Source organism: Mycobacterium sp. (assembly GCF_049647605.1).
In the GTDB taxonomy this organism is placed as follows: Bacteria; Actinomycetota; Actinomycetes; order Mycobacteriales; family Mycobacteriaceae; genus Mycobacterium.
In genome coordinates this window covers 1-19,651 of record NZ_JBARXZ010000215.1, presented here as the reverse complement: position 1 = coordinate 19,651, position 19,651 = coordinate 1, and the positions used below count along the sequence as shown (strand labels likewise).

The 19,651-nt window shown below is 66.8% G+C and carries 21 protein-coding genes; 7 read left to right on the top strand and 14 right to left on the bottom strand.

Annotation, left to right across the window (positions count from 1 at the left end):
- From WBB07_RS26730 to WBB07_RS26715, 4 genes are all read right to left on the bottom strand, one after another.
- A partial coding sequence (locus WBB07_RS26730) for an aldehyde dehydrogenase family protein (protein WP_526312296.1) occupies positions 1 to 1,041 on the bottom strand: 1,041 nt, incomplete at its 3' end.
- A 90-nt stretch (positions 1,042 to 1,131) separates the two neighbouring features.
- The gene (locus WBB07_RS26725; protein WP_526312294.1) at positions 1,132 to 1,677 is read right to left on the bottom strand and encodes a chromate transporter; all 546 of its coding nucleotides are present in this window, start codon (positions 1,675 to 1,677) and stop codon (positions 1,132 to 1,134) included.
- Positions 1,674 to 2,249: a chromate transporter gene (locus WBB07_RS26720; RefSeq protein WP_526312292.1), complete on the bottom strand. Its 576-nt coding sequence runs from the start codon at positions 2,247 to 2,249 to the stop codon at positions 1,674 to 1,676. Before WBB07_RS26720 ends, WBB07_RS26725 begins: the two co-directional genes overlap by 4 nt.
- Entirely contained in the window at positions 2,242 to 3,231 is a 990-nt protein-coding gene (locus WBB07_RS26715) for a phospholipase D-like domain-containing protein (RefSeq protein ID WP_526312291.1), read from the bottom strand. The genes WBB07_RS26720 and WBB07_RS26715 overlap by 8 nt, the downstream gene beginning before the upstream one ends.
- 125 nt (positions 3,232 to 3,356) lie before the next feature.
- On the opposite strand from WBB07_RS26715, the gene prrA reads away from it, so the two are divergent.
- Positions 3,357 to 4,058: a two-component system response regulator PrrA gene (gene prrA, locus WBB07_RS26710; RefSeq protein WP_526312289.1), complete on the top strand. Its 702-nt coding sequence runs from the start codon at positions 3,357 to 3,359 to the stop codon at positions 4,056 to 4,058.
- A 2-nt stretch (positions 4,059 to 4,060) separates the two neighbouring features.
- Complete coding sequence (locus WBB07_RS26705; protein ID WP_526312302.1) at positions 4,061 to 5,419, top strand: HAMP domain-containing sensor histidine kinase; 1,359 nt, start codon at positions 4,061 to 4,063, stop codon at positions 5,417 to 5,419.
- Positions 5,420 to 5,438: 19 nt separating this feature from the next.
- Here WBB07_RS26705 and WBB07_RS26700 read toward each other — a convergent pair whose 3' ends face one another.
- Positions 5,439 to 5,801 (bottom strand): FKBP-type peptidyl-prolyl cis-trans isomerase, encoded by a 363-nt coding sequence (locus WBB07_RS26700; protein WP_526312287.1) that lies wholly within the window; start codon positions 5,799 to 5,801, stop codon positions 5,439 to 5,441.
- Between the two features lie 48 nt (positions 5,802 to 5,849).
- Between WBB07_RS26700 and WBB07_RS26695 the strand changes: the two genes are divergently transcribed.
- Both WBB07_RS26695 and WBB07_RS26690 read left to right on the top strand, forming a co-directional pair.
- Positions 5,850 to 6,098 carry a DUF2630 family protein gene (locus WBB07_RS26695; protein WP_526312285.1) on the top strand — a complete coding sequence of 83 codons (249 nt, stop codon included), beginning with the start codon at positions 5,850 to 5,852 and terminating at the stop codon, positions 6,096 to 6,098.
- A gap of 36 nt (positions 6,099 to 6,134) precedes the next feature.
- The gene (locus tag WBB07_RS26690) at positions 6,135 to 7,664 is read left to right on the top strand and encodes a phytoene desaturase family protein (protein WP_526312300.1); all 1,530 of its coding nucleotides are present in this window, start codon (positions 6,135 to 6,137) and stop codon (positions 7,662 to 7,664) included.
- 3 nt (positions 7,665 to 7,667) lie between these two features.
- Here WBB07_RS26690 and WBB07_RS26685 read toward each other — a convergent pair whose 3' ends face one another.
- The 7 genes from WBB07_RS26685 to pdxH all read right to left on the bottom strand — a co-directional run bounded on the left by WBB07_RS26685 (position 7,668) and on the right by pdxH (position 14,388).
- A complete protein-coding gene (locus WBB07_RS26685) occupies positions 7,668 to 8,087 on the bottom strand; it encodes a MarR family winged helix-turn-helix transcriptional regulator (protein WP_526312283.1) in 420 nt (139 codons plus the stop codon).
- A complete protein-coding gene (locus tag WBB07_RS26680) occupies positions 8,065 to 9,540 on the bottom strand; it encodes a DHA2 family efflux MFS transporter permease subunit (protein WP_526312281.1) in 1,476 nt (491 codons plus the stop codon). The genes WBB07_RS26685 and WBB07_RS26680 overlap by 23 nt, the downstream gene beginning before the upstream one ends.
- 106 nt (positions 9,541 to 9,646) lie before the next feature.
- Positions 9,647 to 10,945 carry a citrate synthase gene (locus WBB07_RS26675; protein WP_526312279.1) on the bottom strand — a complete coding sequence of 433 codons (1,299 nt, stop codon included), beginning with the start codon at positions 10,943 to 10,945 and terminating at the stop codon, positions 9,647 to 9,649.
- 61 nt (positions 10,946 to 11,006) lie between these two features.
- The gene (locus tag WBB07_RS26670; RefSeq protein WP_526312277.1) at positions 11,007 to 11,699 is read right to left on the bottom strand and encodes a TetR/AcrR family transcriptional regulator; all 693 of its coding nucleotides are present in this window, start codon (positions 11,697 to 11,699) and stop codon (positions 11,007 to 11,009) included.
- Between the two features lie 39 nt (positions 11,700 to 11,738).
- On the bottom strand, positions 11,739 to 12,380 hold the full coding sequence (locus tag WBB07_RS26665) for a TetR family transcriptional regulator (RefSeq protein WP_526312275.1): 642 nt from the start codon (positions 12,378 to 12,380) through the stop codon (positions 11,739 to 11,741).
- A gap of 68 nt (positions 12,381 to 12,448) precedes the next feature.
- Positions 12,449 to 13,747: an MFS transporter gene (locus tag WBB07_RS26660; RefSeq protein WP_526312273.1), complete on the bottom strand. Its 1,299-nt coding sequence runs from the start codon at positions 13,745 to 13,747 to the stop codon at positions 12,449 to 12,451.
- Positions 13,744 to 14,388 carry a pyridoxamine 5'-phosphate oxidase gene (gene pdxH / locus WBB07_RS26655; RefSeq protein WP_526312298.1) on the bottom strand — a complete coding sequence of 215 codons (645 nt, stop codon included), beginning with the start codon at positions 14,386 to 14,388 and terminating at the stop codon, positions 13,744 to 13,746. Before pdxH ends, WBB07_RS26660 begins: the two co-directional genes overlap by 4 nt.
- A 129-nt stretch (positions 14,389 to 14,517) precedes the next feature.
- Between pdxH and WBB07_RS26650 the strand changes: the two genes are divergently transcribed.
- On the top strand, positions 14,518 to 15,645 hold the full coding sequence (locus WBB07_RS26650) for a citrate synthase (RefSeq protein ID WP_526312271.1): 1,128 nt from the start codon (positions 14,518 to 14,520) through the stop codon (positions 15,643 to 15,645).
- Between the two features lie 54 nt (positions 15,646 to 15,699).
- A complete protein-coding gene (locus WBB07_RS26645) occupies positions 15,700 to 16,500 on the top strand; it encodes an ABC transporter ATP-binding protein (RefSeq protein ID WP_526312269.1) in 801 nt (266 codons plus the stop codon).
- Positions 16,501 to 16,530: 30 nt separating this feature from the next.
- On the opposite strand, the gene WBB07_RS26640 is transcribed toward WBB07_RS26645, so the two are convergent.
- Together WBB07_RS26640 and WBB07_RS26635 are read right to left on the bottom strand one after the other, a co-directional pair.
- Positions 16,531 to 18,207 carry an FAD-dependent oxidoreductase gene (locus tag WBB07_RS26640; protein ID WP_526312267.1) on the bottom strand — a complete coding sequence of 559 codons (1,677 nt, stop codon included), beginning with the start codon at positions 18,205 to 18,207 and terminating at the stop codon, positions 16,531 to 16,533.
- A gap of 14 nt (positions 18,208 to 18,221) precedes the next feature.
- Entirely contained in the window at positions 18,222 to 19,274 is a 1,053-nt protein-coding gene (locus WBB07_RS26635) for a diiron oxygenase (protein ID WP_526312265.1), read from the bottom strand.
- A gap of 138 nt (positions 19,275 to 19,412) precedes the next feature.
- Between WBB07_RS26635 and WBB07_RS26630 the strand changes: the two genes are divergently transcribed.
- A partial coding sequence (locus WBB07_RS26630; RefSeq protein WP_526312263.1) for a M24 family metallopeptidase occupies positions 19,413 to 19,651 on the top strand: 239 nt, incomplete at its 3' end.

The window sequence follows — 19,651 nt, the reverse complement described above, 5'->3', positions numbered from 1 at the left end:
GTTGGCACCGAAGGCGTCGGCGATCCCGGCAGTCAGCAAGGGGGTTCCCGTCGCGCCGGCCAGAGCCTCGGCTGCCGCGGCGATGAACGTGTCGGCATCGGCGGTATCGGCGACAAAGACCAGCCCGGGACTGGTGCACATCTGCCCGACACCGGTCAGCACCGAGGCCACATAGTCGCGACCGAGCCGGTCCGCGCGCTCCGCCAGGGCATTGGGCAGGACAAAGACCGGGTTGACGCTGGACATCTCGGCGAACACCGGGATCGGCACCGGCCGGGCCGCCGCCGCAGCAGCCACCGCCAGGCCGCCCTGCCGGGACCCGGTGAAACCGACTGCGCTGATCCGGGGGTCGGTGACCAGCTCGATCCCGACGGCAGGCCCGGAACTCAACAACAGCGAGAACGTTCCCTCCGGAAGGCCCTGCTGCACAACAGCTTCCCGGATCGCACGGCCGACGAGCTCAGAGGTACCCGGGTGGGCCGGATGTCCTTTGACGATCACCGGGGCGCCGGCGGCCAGCGCTGACGCGGTGTCACCACCGGCGACCGAAAATGCCAGCGGAAAATTGCTCGCCGCAAAAACTGCGACCGGCCCGAGCGGTACCGCACGCTGGCGCAGGTCGGGCTTCGGCAGCGGGGTGCGGGCCGGGTCCGGGGTGTCCAGGTGCGCCTGCACCCAGTCCCCGGCCCGGACCACCTCGGCAAAAAGACGCAATTGATTTGTGGTGCGGGCCAATTCACCGGTCGCACGGGCGGTCGGGATTCCCGTCTCGGCGGTGACCCGTGCCACCAGGGTGTCACCGAGGGCGTCGATCTCGGCGGCGATGCGCTCGAGGAAAACCGCCCGCTGCACAGGCGTGGTGGCGCGGTAGGCCTCGAAGTCCCGCCACGCCAGCGCGGCCGCCCGGTCCACGTCGGCCGGACCGGCACTGTGGAACACCGGCTCCAACGCGGTCCCGGTTGCCGGATCGGTCGCCCGGAACTCCGGCCCGTCGGCCGAGTCGCCGAAACCGATCAGGCTGGTTCCCTTGAGGTTGCGCATGAGTGGAGCCTCCTGCTGGTTCCGACGACGAGATCAAACAGTCAGGTGAATCAAACAGTCAGGTGACCAGCCGGGCGCCGCCCACCACCGCTAGACGAAGCCGAGGTAACCGATCAACCCGGACACCCCGACCACCCACAACGGATTGATCTTCGTGAAGACGAATAGCAGCGTAGCCACCCCGGTGAGCAGATAGGCCCGCCAATCGTGATCGGCAGCCCGGCTCATCACCAGCGCGGTGGCCAGGATGAGCCCAACGGTCATCGGCGGCAAACCCTTCTCCACCGCGATCCGCCATCGCGACTCCTGCGCCCGCTCCCAGAATTGCGTCACCGCGAACATCACACCCGCCGCCGGCACCACCATGGCCACCGCCGCGATCACACCACCGGCGATCGCCCCCGGAACACCTCCGACCGTCAGCCCGGCACCGTAGCCGACCAACGTCACGAGCAAGATGCTCGGCCCCGGCGCCGCCTGGGCGATCGAGAACAGATTGGCGAACTGGGCGCTGGTCACCCAGTGGTGGTCATGGACCGCACGCTCATGCATTTCCGGGAGCACCACGTTGCCGCCCCCGATCGACATCAGCGACAACGAGCCGAACAGCAACGCCAGCTGCAGATAGGTACTCATGCGCTACCCGATTCTGCGCGTCGCCCCCGCGGCCAGGCCCACAGCAGACACACCGGCACGATGACCGCCAGCGTCACCATCAACTGCCAACGCAGCAGGCCGTGCAAGACAAATGCGGCGGAAAACAAGGCGACGGGGACCAGACCCTTGAGACAGTCCCGCCCGGACTTGATGACCATCGCCACCGTCAGGGCCACCGCCGCCGCCGAGGCGCCGTGCAGAAACCCGCTCACCGCGGGTACTTCCTTGAACCGGAAGTACACGAAGCCCATCGCCAGCATCAGCAGCACGGGTACGCAGCACAGACCGAACACCGCCGCCACCGCACCGGATCCGCCGCGCATCTTGCTGCCGGCGAACACCGCAAGGTTGACCTGATTGGAGCCGGGCAGGATCCGGCACATCGTCATGGCAGAGAGGAATTCGTCGTTACTGAGCCACTTCTTGCGCTCGACGAGCATCTCCCGAGACCATGCCGACAGGCCACCGCCAAAAGACGCGATGGCGATGTGATTGAACGCCAGGCCCAGCTGCAGCAGCGAGATCGGCTGCCGCTCAACATCTTCACTCATGAAGCAAATCCGCGTCGTAGGGGAAGTCGTCCTCGACGTGGTGCGGGGCCGCCAGCGGATCCGGCGGCGCGTAACGGTGTGAGAGCGCCCAGTCCGCGGCGAAGACGTCCTGCAGACGGGCCACCGATTCCTCATCGGAGACGATGAGGCCCAGTTCCCGCCGCAGATCGAAGGCGCTGCGGTCGATGTTCATCGACCCGATCAGCGCCCGCGCATCGTCGACGAGCACCAGTTTTGCGTGTACCCGCAGATTCTTCTGCTTGTGCACCTTGACCCCGAAGCGGCTCAGCGTGCGCAGCGAGGCAAACGTGTCGAGAATGTCCCAGTCGCTGATCCCGTGCCGGCCGCCGCAGAGCACGCGCACCTTCACGCCGCGGTCGGCCGCGGCAACAAGCCGGTCCAGGATCACGGCGTCGACATACTTGGGGTGCTGGATCTCGAGGCGCTCCCGGGCGGTGTCGATGAACTGCGCCATCTCGAGGCGCGAATTGCAGTTGCTCCACACCAGTCCCTCATCGGAGCGTGGCGTCCAGTCCCAATGGTTCCAGTCGGCGTCGAACGCCTCCACGATCTGCGCCACCCGGCCCGGGTCGTAGGTGATCAGACCGTAGTCGCGGGTCCGGGTGAAGTACTTCACCCCCAGGTTGAACGTGGCCACCAGCGCCGCCGTACCGTCCACCACGATCGATTTCTCGTGTGTCACATAGAATTTCGGACTCGCCCAGGACACGTCGACCCCCGCCGCCTGCAGGCGCGCAAAACTCTCGTCGTTGGCACGGTCACCACCGGAGCGCTTCTCGTTGAGCATGACCCGAACATCGACGCCGGCGGCATGACGATCGATCACCGCATCGAGCAGCACCTCCTCGGTGAAGGTGAACTGCTTGATCAACAGTGTCCGGGCAGCGGAGTCGATGAACTCACGCACCGGCTGCACCCCGTCGTCAGGCTGGACGATCAGGCGGGGTTTGGACGTCGACATAAGCGCGGAACGTTAGCATCCGCAAGAGAACAACGTTATGCATCCAGGTGATCAGGACACATCGGGACCACCGCGGTCTACGCGCCTCCCCGACTCCCCGGACTCGATCAGGCAAGATGGCGACTATGGACTCAAGTGCTGCCTCACCCCGGGTCTTGGTTGTCGACGACGACGCCGACGTGCTCGCATCGCTGGAACGCGGCCTGCGACTGTCCGGGTTCGAGGTCTCGACCGCCGTCGACGGCGCCGAGGCGCTGCGCAGTGCCACCGAAACGCGGCCCGACGCGATCGTCCTGGACATCAACATGCCCGTCCTGGACGGGGTGAGCGTGGTGACCGCGCTGCGTGCCATGGACAACGACGTGCCGGTGTGTGTGCTGTCGGCCCGCAGCTCCGTCGACGACCGTGTCGCCGGCCTGGAAGCAGGCGCCGACGACTACCTGGTGAAGCCTTTTGTGCTGGCCGAATTGGTGGCCCGCGTCAAGGCGCTGCTGCGCCGGCGCGGAGCGACGGCGACCTTCTCCTCCGAAACCATTTCGGTGGGACCGCTGGAAGTCGACATCCCCGGCCGTCGCGCCCGGGTCAACGGTGTCGACGTCGACCTCACCAAACGGGAGTTCGATCTGCTGGCCGTGCTGGCCGAACACAAGACCGCCGTGCTCTCCCGGGCACAGCTGCTCGAGCTGGTCTGGGGATACGACTTCGCCGCCGACACCAACGTCGTCGACGTGTTCATCGGCTACTTGCGCCGCAAACTGGAAGCCGGCGGCGCTCCACGCCTGCTACACACCGTCCGCGGCGTGGGATTCGTGCTCAGGACACAGTAGGTATCGACGTGCCGTCGCGGATCTTCACCAGGACGCCCTCGCTGCGAACCCGAGTGGCATTTGCGACAGCCCTCGGTGCCGCGATCGTGGTCACCATCGTCGGCACCATCGTCTGGATCGGCATCACCAACGACCGCAAAGAACGCCTGGACCGCAGACTCGACGAGGCGGCCGGATTTGCGGTCCCGTTCCTGCCGCGCGGTCTCGGCGAGATCCCGAGCTCACCCAACGATGCCGAAGCGGTGATCACCGTCCGCCGCGGCGGCGAGGTGAAATCCAACTCCGCGGTGATCCTGCCCCACCTCGACAGCGATTACGCCGACACCTACGTCGACGGAGCGCGCTACCGGGTCCGCACCCTGGAGATCGCCGGTCCCACCGGGCCGATGTCGGTCGCGGTGGGCGACACCTACACCGACACCATCGCCGACACCAACAGCCTGCACCGTCGGGTACTGATGATCTGTGTGTTCGCGGTCGGGGCGGCGGCCGTGCTGGGCTGGGTGCTGGCGTCGTTTGCGGTGCGGCCGCTGCGCCGGCTGGCGCAGCAAACCCGCACCGTCGACGCCGGTGACGACGAGGCACCCGAGATCGAGGTCGCCGGCGCCACCGAAGCGGTGGAGATCGCCGAGGCGATGCGCGGCATGGTGCAACGACTGTGGACCGAACGGGCCCGCACCCAGGACGCACTGGCTTCGGCCCGGGATTTCGCGGCGGTGTCCTCGCACGAGTTACGCACCCCGCTGACCGCGATGCGCACCAACCTCGAAGTCCTCACCACCCTGGACATGACCGACGACCAACGCAAAGAAGTGCTCGGCGACGTGATCCGCACCCAATCGCGGATCGAGACCACGCTGTGGGCACTGGAGCGGCTGGCCCAGGGCGAATTGTCCACCTCCGACGACCACACCACCGTCGACATCACCGAGCTGCTCGACCGGGCCGCCCACGACGCGATGCGCATCTACCCCGAACTCGAGGTGTCCCTGGTCCCGGCTCCGACCGTCATCATCGTCGGGCTGCCCGCGGGGCTGCGGCTGGCGGTGGACAACGCCATCGCCAATGCCGTCAAACACGGCCTTGCGACGGAGGTCCAGCTATCTGCGGTCAGCTCCCGCGCCGGTGTGGAGATCGCCGTCGACGACAACGGTGTCGGGGTTCCCGAGGAGGAACGCGAACAGCTCTTCGAACGGTTCTCCCGAGGCTCCACCGCATCCCACTCCGGTTCCGGGTTGGGACTGGCGCTGGTCGCCCAACAGGCACACCTGCACGGCGGCACCGCCACACTGGAATCCAGCCCACTGGGCGGTGCGCGCCTGATGCTGCGGCTGCCGGGGCCTGGACCCACGACCCGCTAGGTCCAGGACAACCGGTGGGTCAGCGCGTTGCCAGTAGGTCGATCACAAAAATGAGCGTCTTACCGGAGAGACGATGCCCACCGCCGGCGGGTCCGTAGGCCTGCTCCGGCGGGATGGTCAGCTTGCGGCGGCCGCCGACCTTCATCCCGGGGATCCCGTCCTGCCAGCCCTGGATCAGACCGCGCAACGGGAACTCGATCGACTCGCCGCGATTCCACGAGCTGTCGAACTCCTCACCGGTGTCGTGTTCCACGCCCAGGTAATGCACCTCGACATTGGCGCCGGGGACGGCTTCGGGACCGTCACCGATCACCAGATCCTCGATGACAAGCTCGGTCGGGGCGGGGCCGTTGGGGAATTCGATCTCCGGTTTTGTGCTCATTCTGCTCACCCTACTTGCGGGACGCCCCGCCTCGGGCACACTGGGTGGGTGGCCAAAGACCAGGACATCCTCGCTTCCGTCGACCGGCTTGTCGCCGAAGAGCGGGAGCTGCGCGCCAAGCTGCAGAACCACGAGATCGACGAGACCGAGGAGCACCACCGACTACGCGCGGTGGAGGTTCAACTGGATCAGTGCTGGGATCTGCTGCGGCAGCGCCGCGCGTTGCGCGGCACCGGCGACGACCCGAGTGCGGCCCAGGTCAGGCCCGCCGATCAGGTCGAGGGCTACCTGAGCTGACCGGCCATCGTGGTGAGCGCACCGCCGCCTGATGTTGTGGTCGTCGGTGGCGGCCACAACGGGCTGACCGCCGCCGCCTACCTGGCCCGCGCCGGACTTCGGGTCACCGTTCTGGAACGCCAGGACCACGTCGGTGGCGCCGCGGTGTCGGCGCAGGCGTTTCCCGGTGTGGACGCCCGGCTGTCGCGATACTCCTATCTGGTCAGCCTGTTGCCGTCGCGCATCACCGACGACCTGGGAGCCTCGGTGCGGCTGGCCCGCCGCACGTACTCCTCCTACACCCCGGACCCGACGACCGCCGGAGCCAGCGGCCTGCTGGTCGGTCCACAAAGCACCTTCGCCGCTGTCGGGGCCCAAGCCGACGAACCGGGCTTCACCGAGTTCTACCGCCGCGCGCAACTGGTCACCACCCGGCTGTGGCCCACGCTGCTGGAACCGCTCCGCACTCGTACCCAGGCACGTGAGTTGCTCGCCGGGCACGCGGCCCGCGCCGCCTGGGACGCCTTCATCGAGCAGCCGGCGGGGCACCTCATCCGAGCGACGGTCGGCACCGACCTGGTGCGTGGTGTCCTGGCCACCGACGCCCTGATCGGCACCTTCGCCGATCTCGACGACCCGTCCCTGGCCCAGAACATCTGCCTGCTGTATCACCTGTTGGGCGGCGGCACCGGGGACTGGGATGTGCCCGTCGGCGGGATGGGCGCGGTGACCGGGGCGCTGGCCGCCGCCGCCACCCGCCACGGCGCCCAGCTCGTCACCGGCGCCGACGTCTTCGAAGTGACTCCGGACGGAACGGTCGGATATCGCCGAGGCGGGCAAACCCACCGCCTACACGCACAGTTTGTGCTGGCCAATGTCACCCCGACAGTGCTGGCCAACTTGCTCGGGGAACCGGCGCCCGCGGCGGCCCCGGGCGCACAGATCAAGGTCAACCTGCTGTTGCGCCGACTCCCCCGGCTGCGCGACACCTCCGTCACACCGGAGCAGGCATTCGGCGGAACCTTCCACATCAACGAGACGTGGACCCAACTGCAGACGGCGTACCACCGCGCCGCCGCCGGTTCCATCCCCGACCCGCTGCCCTGTGAGATCTACTGCCACTCCCTCACCGACCCGTCCATCCTGTCCCCCGAGCTGCAGGCCGCCGGCGCGCAGACGCTGACGGTGTTCGGGCTGCACACCCCGCATGCGTTACTGACCGGCGGCAACCACGACCAGATGCGGACCGCGCTCACCGACGCTGCGTTGGCATCGCTGAATTCCGTTCTTGCCGAACCCATTCAGGACGTCGTGATGACCGACGGCAACGGCCGGCCCTGTGTGGAGGCCAAGACCACGGCCGACCTGGAGACCACCCTGGGAATGACGGCGGGCAACATCTTCCACGGCGCGCTGTCGTGGCCGTTTGCCGACGACGACGAACCCCTGGACACCCCGGCCCGGCAATGGGGCGTGGCCACCGAGCACACCCGGATCCTGTTGTGCGGATCCGGTTCCCGGCGAGGCGGCGCAGTATCCGGGGTCGGCGGCCACAATGCCGCGATGGCGGTGCTGGCCGGCCGGTAGCGCTCAGCTGCCGCCGAGCTTGTCCAAGATCCTGCGCAGCGCGGCAAGATCGTCGTCGTCCAACACCGACATCGACTCGGGGGCCGGATCCTCGACTGCCTCGACCGTGGCCAGCATCGCCCGGCCCTCGTCGGTCAGGGACACCAGTTTGCAACGCCGGTTCGACGGGTCGATCTCCCGTGTCACGAGCCCGCGGGCCTCGAGGTCGTTGACGGCCACCGTTGCAGCGGGAGCATCCATCGTCGTGTTCTCGGCGACCTGCTTCATGGACAGGGACGAACCAGCCAGCCTCTTCAGGATCCGGATCCGCGAAAAGGGCAGCCCGCAGGCATCGACGACAGCATGCCGCCAGGTGTCACGGTTGTCGAAGACAAAGCGAAGCAGGTCTTTCCACACCTCGTCAGCCGAGCGGTCGTGTTGCATCCACCCTCACCTCCCGGTCGGCCGACGCGTGTCCGGCGATCAACGGAGCCACCTGCTGTGCCGAACGCCGCGCGCGCTCCGACGTCGAGAACAGTCCCAGCCCCAGGATTGTCACACCCAGGGCCACCAAGATGGACCACAACGGCCTGGCAGCCGAAGCGAAATCGGCCTCCGTGGCCGCCAGGGCGCCACCGGCTACCGAACCACACAGTGCCACACCGATACTCACCCCGACCTGCCGGCTGGTCGAAGCCACTGCCGACGCGGCTCCCGCTCGGTCCGTGGGCATCCCACTGACCGCCGTGTTGGTGATGGGAGCGTTGACCAGGGCGAAGCCGATACCGAACACGGCAAAAACCACCAACAGCTGCCACATCGGGGTTCCCGGACCGATGAAGATCAGCAGCACCGAGGCCGTCGTCAGCAGGATTCCCGATGCCAGCAGCGAGGGCCGCGGGCCGAAACGACCCACCATCCGACCGCTCAGCGGCGAGAAGACCAGGGCGCCAAGGGCAATCGGCAAGTACAACAGGCCTGCCTCCAGCGCGTTCAGCCCGCGGACACCCTGGAGGTACAACGCCGTCATGAACAGGAAGGCGCCCCAGGAGGCAAAAGCCGATACCGCGATGACCGTGGCCGAGGCGAACGGGATACTGCGAAAGAACCGCAAGTCGATGAAGGGGTCGCGGCGCCGGGACTCGTAGCGCAGGAACGCGGAGAACGCCACGATGCTGACGATCAGCACCGTGACGGTGATGCCGTCACCCCACCCCAGTCCCGGACCTTCGATCAGCACGAACACCATGCCGAAGAGGAACACCATTCCCAGGATCTGGCCGACGGGGTCGAGATCACGCATGGTCGCCGACTTGCTCTGCGGGACAAAGACCATCGTCAGCACCAACGCAAATGCGCAGACCGGCAGATTGATCCAGAACACCGCCCGCCAGTCCAGATAGGTGATGAGTGCGCCGCCGGCGATGGGCCCCACTGCCATCGCGATACCGACCACCCCACCCCACATCCCGATCGCCCGGGCTCGTTCGACCCGGCCGGTGAAGACTCCTGTGATGATGGACATCGCCACCGGGTTGAGCATCGACGCGCCGACCGCCTGCAGCAACCGGGCCGCGATCAGCATCTCGATACTGGGGGCCAGGCTGCACAACAGCGACGCCAGCGCGAACAGCAACAGCCCGATCTGGAAGACGGTGCGGCGGCCGAATCGGTCGGCGGTGGCGCCGGCGACCAGCAGCAGTGAGGCCAGCACCAGGGTGTAGATGTCGATGACCCATTGCAATTGGGGTGCCGTCGCATCCAGGTCAGCGCGGATGCTGGGCAATGCGACGTTCACGATGGTGGCGTCCATCGACGCGATCAGCAGGCTGAGGCAGCACGAGAACAGGATGATCGCCTTGCGGCGGCCACTGAGCTGCTCAACACTTTTATTCACACAACAATTGTGTATCCACAACTATTGGACAAGCAAGCCGAGCGCACGCGGTTGTACACGACACGCCGGGTGGGGCCGTACAGACGCGCGCGCTCGCCGGTAGCGGCTAGCGGTCGCCCATGTCGACAAAATCGCGCTCGGTGTAGCCGGTGTAGATCTGGCGCGGACGCCCGATCTTGTTCGGCTCGCCGTGCATCTCCCGCCAGTGCGCGATCCAGCCCGGGAGCCGCCCGAGAGCAAACAGCACCGTGAACATCCGGGTCGGGAAGCCCATCGCGCGGTAGATCACGCCGGTGTAGTAGTCGACGTTCGGGTAGAGCTTGCGCTCCACGAAGAAATCGTCGGTGAGCGCGATCTCCTCGAGTTCCTTGGCAATGTCGAGCAACGGATCCTGCACGCCAATCTTGCCCAGGATCTTGTCAGCCTGCTCTTTGACGATGCGGGCGCGCGGATCGTAATTCTTGTACACGCGGTGACCGAAGCCCATCAGCTTCACACCGTCCTCGCGGTCCTTCACGCGCTTCACAAAGGTCGAAACGTCGTCGCTGCCATCGCGGATCTTGGTCAGCATCTCCAGCACCGCCTGGTTGGCGCCGCCGTGCAGCGGGCCCCACAACGCGTTGATACCACCGGAGATCGACGTGAAGAGGTTGGCCTGCGACGAGCCGACCAGACGCACCGTCGAAGTCGAGCAGTTCTGCTCGTGATCGGCGTGCAAGATGAACAGCATGTCCAGGGCCCGGACGATCTCCGGGTCCACCTCGTAGGGCTCGGCCGGGAAGCCGAACGTCATCCGCAGGAAGTTCTCGACCAGCGTGAGCGAATTGTCCGGGTACAGGAACGGCTGCCCCTCGGACTTCTTGTAGGCATAGGCGGCGATGGTCGGCAGCTTGGCCAGCAACCGGATCGTCGACAGTTCGACCTGCTTGGGATCGAACGGATCCAGCGAATCCTGGTAGTAGGCACTCAACGCATTGACAGCACTGGAGAGCACCGGCATCGGATGTGCATTGCGCGGGAAGCCGTCGAAGAACCGCTTGAGATCCTCGTGGAGCAGCGTGTGCCGCTGGATCTGGGTGGTGAACGCCTCCAGCTCGTCCTTGGTCGGCAATTCACCGTAGATCAGCAGATAGCTGACCTCGATGAACGTCGACTTTTCGGCAAGCTGCTCGATCGGGATACCGCGATACCGCAAGATACCGGCGTCACCGTCGATATAAGTGATCGCCGATTTGGTCGAAGCGGTGTTGACAAAGCCGCCGTCAAACGTCGTGTACCCGGTCTTGGAAAGCAGCGACCCGAGCGCGATGCCATCATCGCCGTCGGTCGCGTGGACGATGTCCAGGTCGATTTCACCACCCGGGTAGCGGAGGGTGGCGGTGTCCTGGGATGAACTGTCGGCCACAAAGAACCCCTTCTACGCTTGTCGGCAGCGACCATGCTGTCTGTACTTAGAAAGGTAGTCGCTACGGTCCGAGCGCGCCTCCGGGGGGCTCCCTGTTGGCTTCCACCGACGCCGTCCAGGGCTGCCAGCTCCTGGTGAACAGCTCGTAAGCAGCGGTGATCCGGTCGCAGACGATGCCGGGCTCGATCGGCGGCTGTCCCGGTGTTCCCAGCCCGCGGCACGCGGTGTTCATCACGGCGGTCCAACTTTCGATCACCATGAGGACCGCGTCGTGGCCGGTGGGCAACCGCATCCGCTTGGCCGTCTCGACCAGGGTGGGAAACCGGTCCGGGTCCTGACTGAACGGGATGTTCGACAGCACCAGGTTCGCCGAGGAGTTGACGATCTGTATCAACGCCGCCATCCGGTGGAAGATCGCCGTCCGCCCACAATCCGGATCGGGTTGCAGCGCCGCGAGGTGAGCACGCAGCAACGCCTCGTACTCGGTGATATCGGCGGGCTGGTCCGCCAGCTCGGCGGCCACAAAACGGGCAACATCCTCGATGATCGCCGTGATCACCGCGTCTTTGGTCGGAAAATACCGACTGAAGGTGCGTGGCGAGACCTCGGCGGCCGCGGCGATCTGCTCGACGGTGGTGTTGTCATACCCCTGCGCCAGACACAATTCTGCCGCCGCATCCACCAGCGTCGAACGGGTGCGAAGCTTCTTGCGTTCACGCAGGCCGGGGATCAGGTCCGCGGCGTCATCACCCACGACCAAAACTCTAACCGCATCGGCGACCGCAGCCGCGGCTCAGTTGCCCAGGGCGGCCGTGAGGTGCACGAAGTCGGCAAACATGTCCTCCAGACGCGACATCATCAGCTCGGGACCCAGGACCTGGCCCTCGCAGTCGGTCGCCAGGTCCCCACAGGCGGTGACGATGATCGACGACCACACCGACATCACCATCCAGACGCGACGGTCGGAGATGTCGGTGGCCATCCGGTCGGCCAGAGCCGTCACTGTCGCCGTCGGCCGGAAGTCGGTGGCGGCGGCCGTCAATGCGGGCGTGGAGTTGATGATCCGCAGCATCAACACGATGCGCTCGGCAGTCAGCGCCGGCACCGCGCCCGCCGCCACCCCCCGCAGCACCGTGACGTGCGCCCGATACAGCGCCTCCAGCACCGGCACCGAATACGGCACCTGGGCCAGCTCGGCGACCACCGCGTCGACCAGGTCTTCGAGCAGAGTCATCACCACGGCATCCTTGGTGGCGAAATACCGGCTGAACGTCCGCGGCGACACCTCGGCGGCCGCGGCGATCTGCTCGACTGTGGTGCGCTCGTAGCCCTGTGTGAGGCAAAGCTGTACCGCCGCGTCGATCAACGTCGACCTGGTGCGCTGTTTCTTGCGTTCACGCAGTCCAGGCATGGTCTCTTCCCGCACTTCCGCCACGATCCCGCATGGTAACCGGGGAACAGATCAGCGCGTGGCTAACTGCCGATATCCGCAACTTGCAGTCGTCATCCTTTGTCACCGCCTGCCGGTTGCACCGACCCGACGCGGTAGCGCACAAACGCCGGCACCGCCACCACGGCGATCACCACACCGACCACCACCAGCACCCCGCCACCGGCCGCCGCGACCGCGGTGCCGGCCGAAGCTGCGGCGGCACCATGCAGCACGTCGGCGATCCGCGGCCCACCTGCCACAACGACGATGTACACGCCCTGCAGACGGCCGCGCAGCTCGTCGGAAGCCGCCTGCAGCAAGATCGTGTTGCGGAACACCGAAGACACCATGTCGGCGGCCCCGCCGATCGCCAGGCACGCAATCGCCACCCACAGCAGCACACCGGCGTGCCCGCCGGCGAACCCGGCCGCCACCCCGAACCCGGTGACCGCAACACCCCACACCACAATCGCGACGACCACCGCCAACCCCTGCCTGCGGACCCGCGGCAGCCAGCCGGAGAACACCCCGCCGGCCACCGCACCGATGGCCATCGCCGCGGCCAACAGCGCCATGGTCGTGCCGCCGTTGACCGGTCCACCGAAGCTCTCGTGAGCCATCTGCGGAAACAGTGCCCGCGGCATCCCGAGGATCATCGCGATCAGATCGACGACAAACGACATCAGCACCACGGTGTTACCCGCCAGATACCGGAATCCGTCGAACACCGCCCGCAGGCCCAGCCGGGAGGCCGCCTTCGCGGCGTCCCCGACAGCCAGCGGCGGCATCGCCGCGAGCCGGAACGTCGCCCAGATCGGCAGCAGGCAGGTGACGGCGTCGATCAGGTACAGCGTCGAGAGGTCGACGAAGGCGAGCAGCAGACCGGCCAGCAACGGTCCGGCAATGGCACCGAACTGGGTGACGGTGATGTTGAGCGCATTGGCCGCCGCGACCTGGTCGCCGGGCAGGATGCGCGGAATGGCCGCGGACCGGGTCGGCGAATTGACCGCGTAGAACGCCTGTTGCAGCGCAAGCAAACACAACACCAGCCACACGTTGTCCAGGTGCAGGGCCGCCTGCACCCACAGCAGCACCGACGACACCGCCAGCCCGCACGACGCGATGATCAGCAGCACCCGACGGTCCATCGCGTCGGCCAGCGCACCGCCCCACAACCCGAAGACCACCAGCGGCACCAGCGCGAACAGGCCGGCCAATCCGACATAGGCCGAGCTCTGTGTCAGGGAGTAGACCTGGACCGGAACCGCAAAAATGGTGAGGTTGGCCCCGATGACGGTCGGGATCCCCGCCCACCACAACCGGCGGAAGTCCCGATGCCGCAGCGGTGTGGTGTCGGCGAACAGCCTCACGGCTGCAGACGCTCGACCAGCCCACTACCCGGGGTGACCCGAATTCGGTTGTGCACCCGGTTCTCTCGACCCTGCCAGAACTCGACGACCTCGGGGGCAATCAGATATCCACCCCAGTTCGGCGGGGCGGGCACCTGCTGTTGGTCGGCGAAGCGGCCGGTGGCCTCGGCAAGCTGTTTCAGCAGCGCCGCCCGGGATTCGACCGGCCGGGACTGGTGTGAGGCCCAGGCGCCGAGCTGCGAGCCGCGGGGACGCTTGGACCAGTAATCCTCGGTGACGGCGCGGTCGACCTTGGTGACAGGTCCGCGCAGGTGCACCTGACGGCCGAGTTGGTACCACGGGAACGTGACAGCGGCGAACGGCGTCTGCGCGAGCTCGTCGCCCTTGTCGGAGTCGTAGTTGGTGAAGAACGTGATTCCCGTCTCATCGACGCTCTTGCAGAGCACCGATCGGCTCACCGGGCGCCCGGCGCGCACCGTCGCCACCACCATCGCGTTGGGCTCGGCGACACCGGCACGTTCGGCGTCGGCGATCCAGTTGCGCAGCAACGGAAGCCACGCTTGTCCTGGCTCCGGCCCCAACCAGCTGCCGTCCAGATCGGGACTGCCGTCCTTCTCGACGGAGCCATATTCGACCCGCATCGCCGCAAGGCGATCGTGTTCAGGTTCCACCACCGGCGTAACGGTACGCCTACCAACGTTGCACCCCACGTCACCGACTGTTCACGGGCAGTAGCAGAGGCCGTGATGTGAGGTGCGACAATCGGCGCCATGACTGACGTGCCCAAGGATTTTGTGCCCGGCTTGGCGGGTGTGGTCGCGTTCTCGACGGAGATCGCCGAGCCGGACAAGGACGGTGGCGCACTGCGGTACCGCGGCGTCGACATCGAGGACCTGGTAGCCGACGGCGTCACCTTCGGCGATGTCTGGGCATTGTTGGTCGACGGCGAGTTCGGCCGCGGGTTGCCTCCTGCCGAGCCGTTCCCGCTGCCCATCCACACCGGCGACGTCCGTGTTGACGTGCAGGCCGGTCTGGCGATGCTGGCACCGATCTGGGGCTACGCTCCCCTGCTCGACATCGACGACGAGACCGCGCGTGACCAGCTGGCCCGGGCCTCGGTGATGGCGCTGTCCTACGTGGCCCAGTCCGCACGGGGCATCCATCAACCGGCCGTGCCGCAGCGCGTGATCGACGAATGCAGCACCATCACATCACGTTTCATGACCCGCTGGCAGGGCGAACCGGACCCGCGGCACGTCGAGGCCATCGACGCCTACTGGGTGTCGGCGGCCGAACACGGGATGAACGCCTCCACCTTCACCGCCCGGGTGATCGCCTCGACCGGGGCCGATGTGGCCGCCGCACTGTCCGGGGCGATCGGCGCGATGAGCGGGCCGCTGCACGGCGGCGCTCCCGCCCGGGTGATCCCGATGATCACCGAGGCCGAGCAGACCGGCGACGCCCGGGGCGTGGTCAAGGGCATCCTGGACCGCAACGAAAAGCTGATGGGGTTCGGCCACCGCGTCTACCGCGCCGAGGATCCCCGCGCCCGGGTGCTGCGCGCCACCGCCAAACGGCTCGGCGCGCCACGCTACGAAGTCGCTGCCGCGCTGGAGCAGGCCGCGCTGGCCGAGTTGCGGGAACGGCGCCCGGACCGGGCCATCGAGACCAACGTCGAGTTCTGGGCCGCGGTGATCTTGGACTTCGCCCAGGTGCCGCCACAGATGATGCCCGCCATGTTCACCTGCGGCCGCACCGCCGGGTGGTGCGCCCACATCCTGGAGCAGAAGCGCCTCGGCAAGCTGGTCCGCCCGTCGGCGATCTATGTCGGGCCCGAACCCCGGAAACCGGAATCGGTGGCCGGGTGGTCTTCGGTGGTGCGGAGTTCGGCCGTCTAGCGGTACCGACCACCTCGGTTTCCGCGCCCCGAGACCATCTAGCAAGCTGGTGAGATGCGCGACGTAATCGAATTGCAGGATGTGACCTTCCGGCGCAACGGCAAGCAGATTCTCGACGGAATCTCCTTCACCGTTGCGCAGGGCCAGCACTGGGCGCTGCTGGGCCCCAATGGGGCGGGCAAGACCACGATCCTCGGCTTCTGCGGCGCTGAGACCTTTCCCACGTCAGGCGTGGTGCGAGTGCTCGGCGGCCAACTCGGCAAGGTCGAGTTGGCGCAGTTGCGCCGGACGATCGGTCACGTCAACCCGCGCCACCCGCTGGATTTCCCGCTCAGATTGCGCGAAGTGGTGCTGACCGGAATCACCGGCACCATCGACATCCCGATGCGCTGGCAGCCCGATGCCGAGGAACTGGCCCGCGTGGATTCCCTGATCGACACCCTGGGATTGCGTCACCGGGCCGAAGAGCGCTGGCCCACGCTGTCGCAGGGTGAGCGGGGACGCGCGCTGATCGCCCGCGCACTGGTGGGCCGGCCCCGCCTGCTGTTACTCGACGAGCCCTCCACCGGACTCGATCTGGCCGCCCGCGAGCAACTCCTGGAAACGGTCGATGCCCTGGTGCAGGCTCACCCGGAACTGGCGTCGATCACCGTCACCCATCATCTCGAGGAACTCCCCAGTGCCACCACCCACGTGCTGCTGCTCGCACAGGGCCGGATCGTCGCGCAGGGCCCGATCGAGACGACGCTGACCAGCGCCGCGGTATCTGAGGCTTTTGCCCACCCGGTGGAGGTGTTCTCCGAAGGAGGCCGCTGGGCCGCCCGGGCCGCCAGACTCGACCGGCAGCACGCCTGATCGGCATCGGATCGGCTCGTGGCGTTCGGGTCAGATCCGGACGCCACGCCCGAACGTCTCCCGCATCCGCTGCCGCACAGTGCTTTTAGGCGCAGCCGCAGCAGAGGTCAGCATTTCGTCGACGGTCGTGAACTTGTTCCTCGGACGACCGGCGGACGCACCCCTGGCGATCTCGTCGGCGTCGATGTTCAGCCAGCCCGCCGCGTCCACGACATCGGGCTGCCGACCGCGCACCAGTCGTTCGATCGCACCGGGGCGCAAAACGGGATCGGCCAGTGCCCCCAGGTTGTAGTCGGCCACCAGATGCTGAACCGTCTCCTGGGCGCACGACTTGTTGGTGCCGATGAACCCGGTGGGGCCACGCTTGATCCAGCCGGCCACGTACGTCCCGACAGTGACCCGGCCCCCGTCGTTGGGGACAATCGCCAACTCTTCGTCGAAGGGCAGCCCGTCGACCGGCTTGCCCCGGTAGCCGATCGACGTCAGCAACAGGCCGGCGTCCATCGTTTCCACGTCATCAGAACCGGTGACCGTGAATTCGACTGCGCGGACGCGGTTCTCGCCGAGCACCCGGCGCGGGGTCAGTTCGTAGGCCAGCCGGATCCGGGGCCTGGAGCTCGGCGCCGAGCTGTCAGCGAGCTTGGTGAGGATCTCCAGCTTGGCGCGGGTCAGCGGATCCTCGGCACGCCCCAGGTCGCGCTGAACCCGCTCGTGATCCCGGGCGTCGAGCACCACGGCGGGTCCGTTGCCAACACCGGTGAGCCCGATCAGCTCGGGCAGCGTGAACGCCGAGTGCGCCGGGCCGCGGCGGGCGACGATCACCACTTCACGCACCTTGGAGTCCCGCAGCGCAGCCAGCGCGTGGTCGGCGATATCGGTGCGCGCCAGCTCGTCGGGATCGGCGGTCAGGATCCGGGCCACATCCAGGGCGACGTTGCCGTTGCCCACGATCACCACCCGGTCGCCACTCAGATCGACAGGGAGCGTGGCGAAGTCGGGGTGACCGTTGAACCAGGCGACCACTTCGGTGGCCGTCCCGGTGCCCGTCAGTTCCATTCCCTCGACGTCGAGCCTGCGATCGTTCGGCGCTCCCACGGCGTAGAGCACCGCGTGATGGTGGGCCAGCAGCTCGTCGTGCTGCACATGCCGTCCGATCTCGACATTCAGGAACATGGTGAAACCGCGCCGCCGGGCGATCGTGTCGAACAGCCGCGTCACCCGTTTGGTGCTCTGATGATCAGGGGCCACCCCCGCGCGCACCAAACCATATGGCGTGGGCAGCTTCTCGAACATGTTGACCCGCACCCCAGGCTGGGTCAACAGCTCGTCGGCGGCATACATCGCCGCGGGCCCCGACCCCACGATCGCGACGGTCAGCGGCGCCCGGCCCTGGTTCACCACCGGTGCCGGCAGCACCGGCGCCAGCTGCGATGTCGGCGGCAGCTTGCCGTCACGCTTCGGGTAGAAAGCGGCGTTGAGTTCGATGAACGGCAGCTGCTCAGGCCGTAGCCGGGAATCCGGGGCGATGGCTCCGACCGGGCACGCGCTGACACACGCCCCGCAGTCGACGCACGCGTCCGGATCGATGTAGAGCATCTCAGCGGTGGCAAAACCCGGCTCATCCGGCGACGGATGGATGCAGTTCACCGGGCAGGCGTAGACGCAGGACCCGTCGCTACAGCACGACTGGGTGACAATGTGCGGCATGGGCGCCGGCCCTCCTAGGCGGGAACCGATTCGGACTGCGGAGCCGCAACCGCCAGGTGGCCGCGCTGCGGCTCACTGCGGTACCGCGATGCCGGGCCGTTGATCTTGCAGATCCGCCAGATCAACCGGGCAACGGGATTCATCAGTCCGGTTTCCCCGCACAGCATCCGGACATCACCGAACATGTCCCGCAGGAACTGCCGGGACTCCGGCAACCCGAAGAAGACGTCCTTCTTCACCGACCGAGGGATGTCGAATTCTTTCCAGAATGCCTTGGGCGGCACCACAATCGCCTGACACAGCACCCGCATGATGATCGGCACGTGCAGCGACAGCCAGAAACGTTTGCCGCGGCTCATGTGCGGCACCCGCTTGCGCAGGTACTCGTGGGCGAAGGAGATGTGTCGCGCTTCCTCGGCCACATGGATGGCCATCACCCGCTCCATGATGGGGTGCAGGGCCTTGCCCTCGCGCAGCACGTTCTTCTGGGTGTGATCGATGGGCTCTTCGCCGGCGAGCACACCGAAGAAGAACACGATCGGCAGCGGCCCGGCTGCCAGCGGAATGAACTGGGACAGCCACTTGAGCATGCGGGGCATCCCCGGGACGTCGGCGCCGATCCGGTTCACCATCTCCTGGAACATCATGGTGTGGTTGCACTCTTCGACCGATTCGTGCAGGCAGTACCGGTACTCCGGCGAGCCGTTGGGCACCCAGAAGGCGTAGTTCATCAGCCCGCGGATGAGGATCGACTCGAAGTGCAGTCCCACCTTGGCGACATTGGCCTGGCGCCACATGCCGATCTCGATCTGACGTTGTTTCGACTGTGCCTGGTACCAGGGGTGCCTGCCCAGCGGGTCGGTTGCGGTCAGGATCCACCGCTCGTCATCGGGTGTCACCGTGAATTCCGGGGAATCCCATTCGATATCGGTGTAGGGATTGAAGTTGCGCCGCACCGACCCCTCCGACAGTGTGGTGAGCATGTCGACATATTCCCGGTCGTCGCGCACTTCCATGTTGTTGCGCCAGCGCCGGATGATGCGGGTCCGAGCAGTCTTGACAGCCATGGGACGCCTCCCCTGAGGTTTACATTTGTAAGCTTGCTGTCCAATGACAGTACCCGCGGTCCCAGGATTCAACCAGGTTTTTGCGCCAGTGTGCGCCAGCCGGGTTATCCACATCACACGTGAGGTAGATCACTATTCATGGTTGACCTGAAAAAGCCGTCCGAGATCGAGCTGATGGCCGCCGCCGGCGCGGTGGTCGCCGAGGCGTTGCGCGCCGTGGCCGACTACGCAGCACCGGGCCGCAGCACCCGCGACCTCGATGCGGTCGCCGCCGAGGTGCTGGCCAGGCACGGGGCCACCTCCCCGTTCCTGAACTACCACCCGCGGTGGGCTCCGTCGCCGTTCCCCGCCGTCCTGTGCACCAGCGTCAACGACGC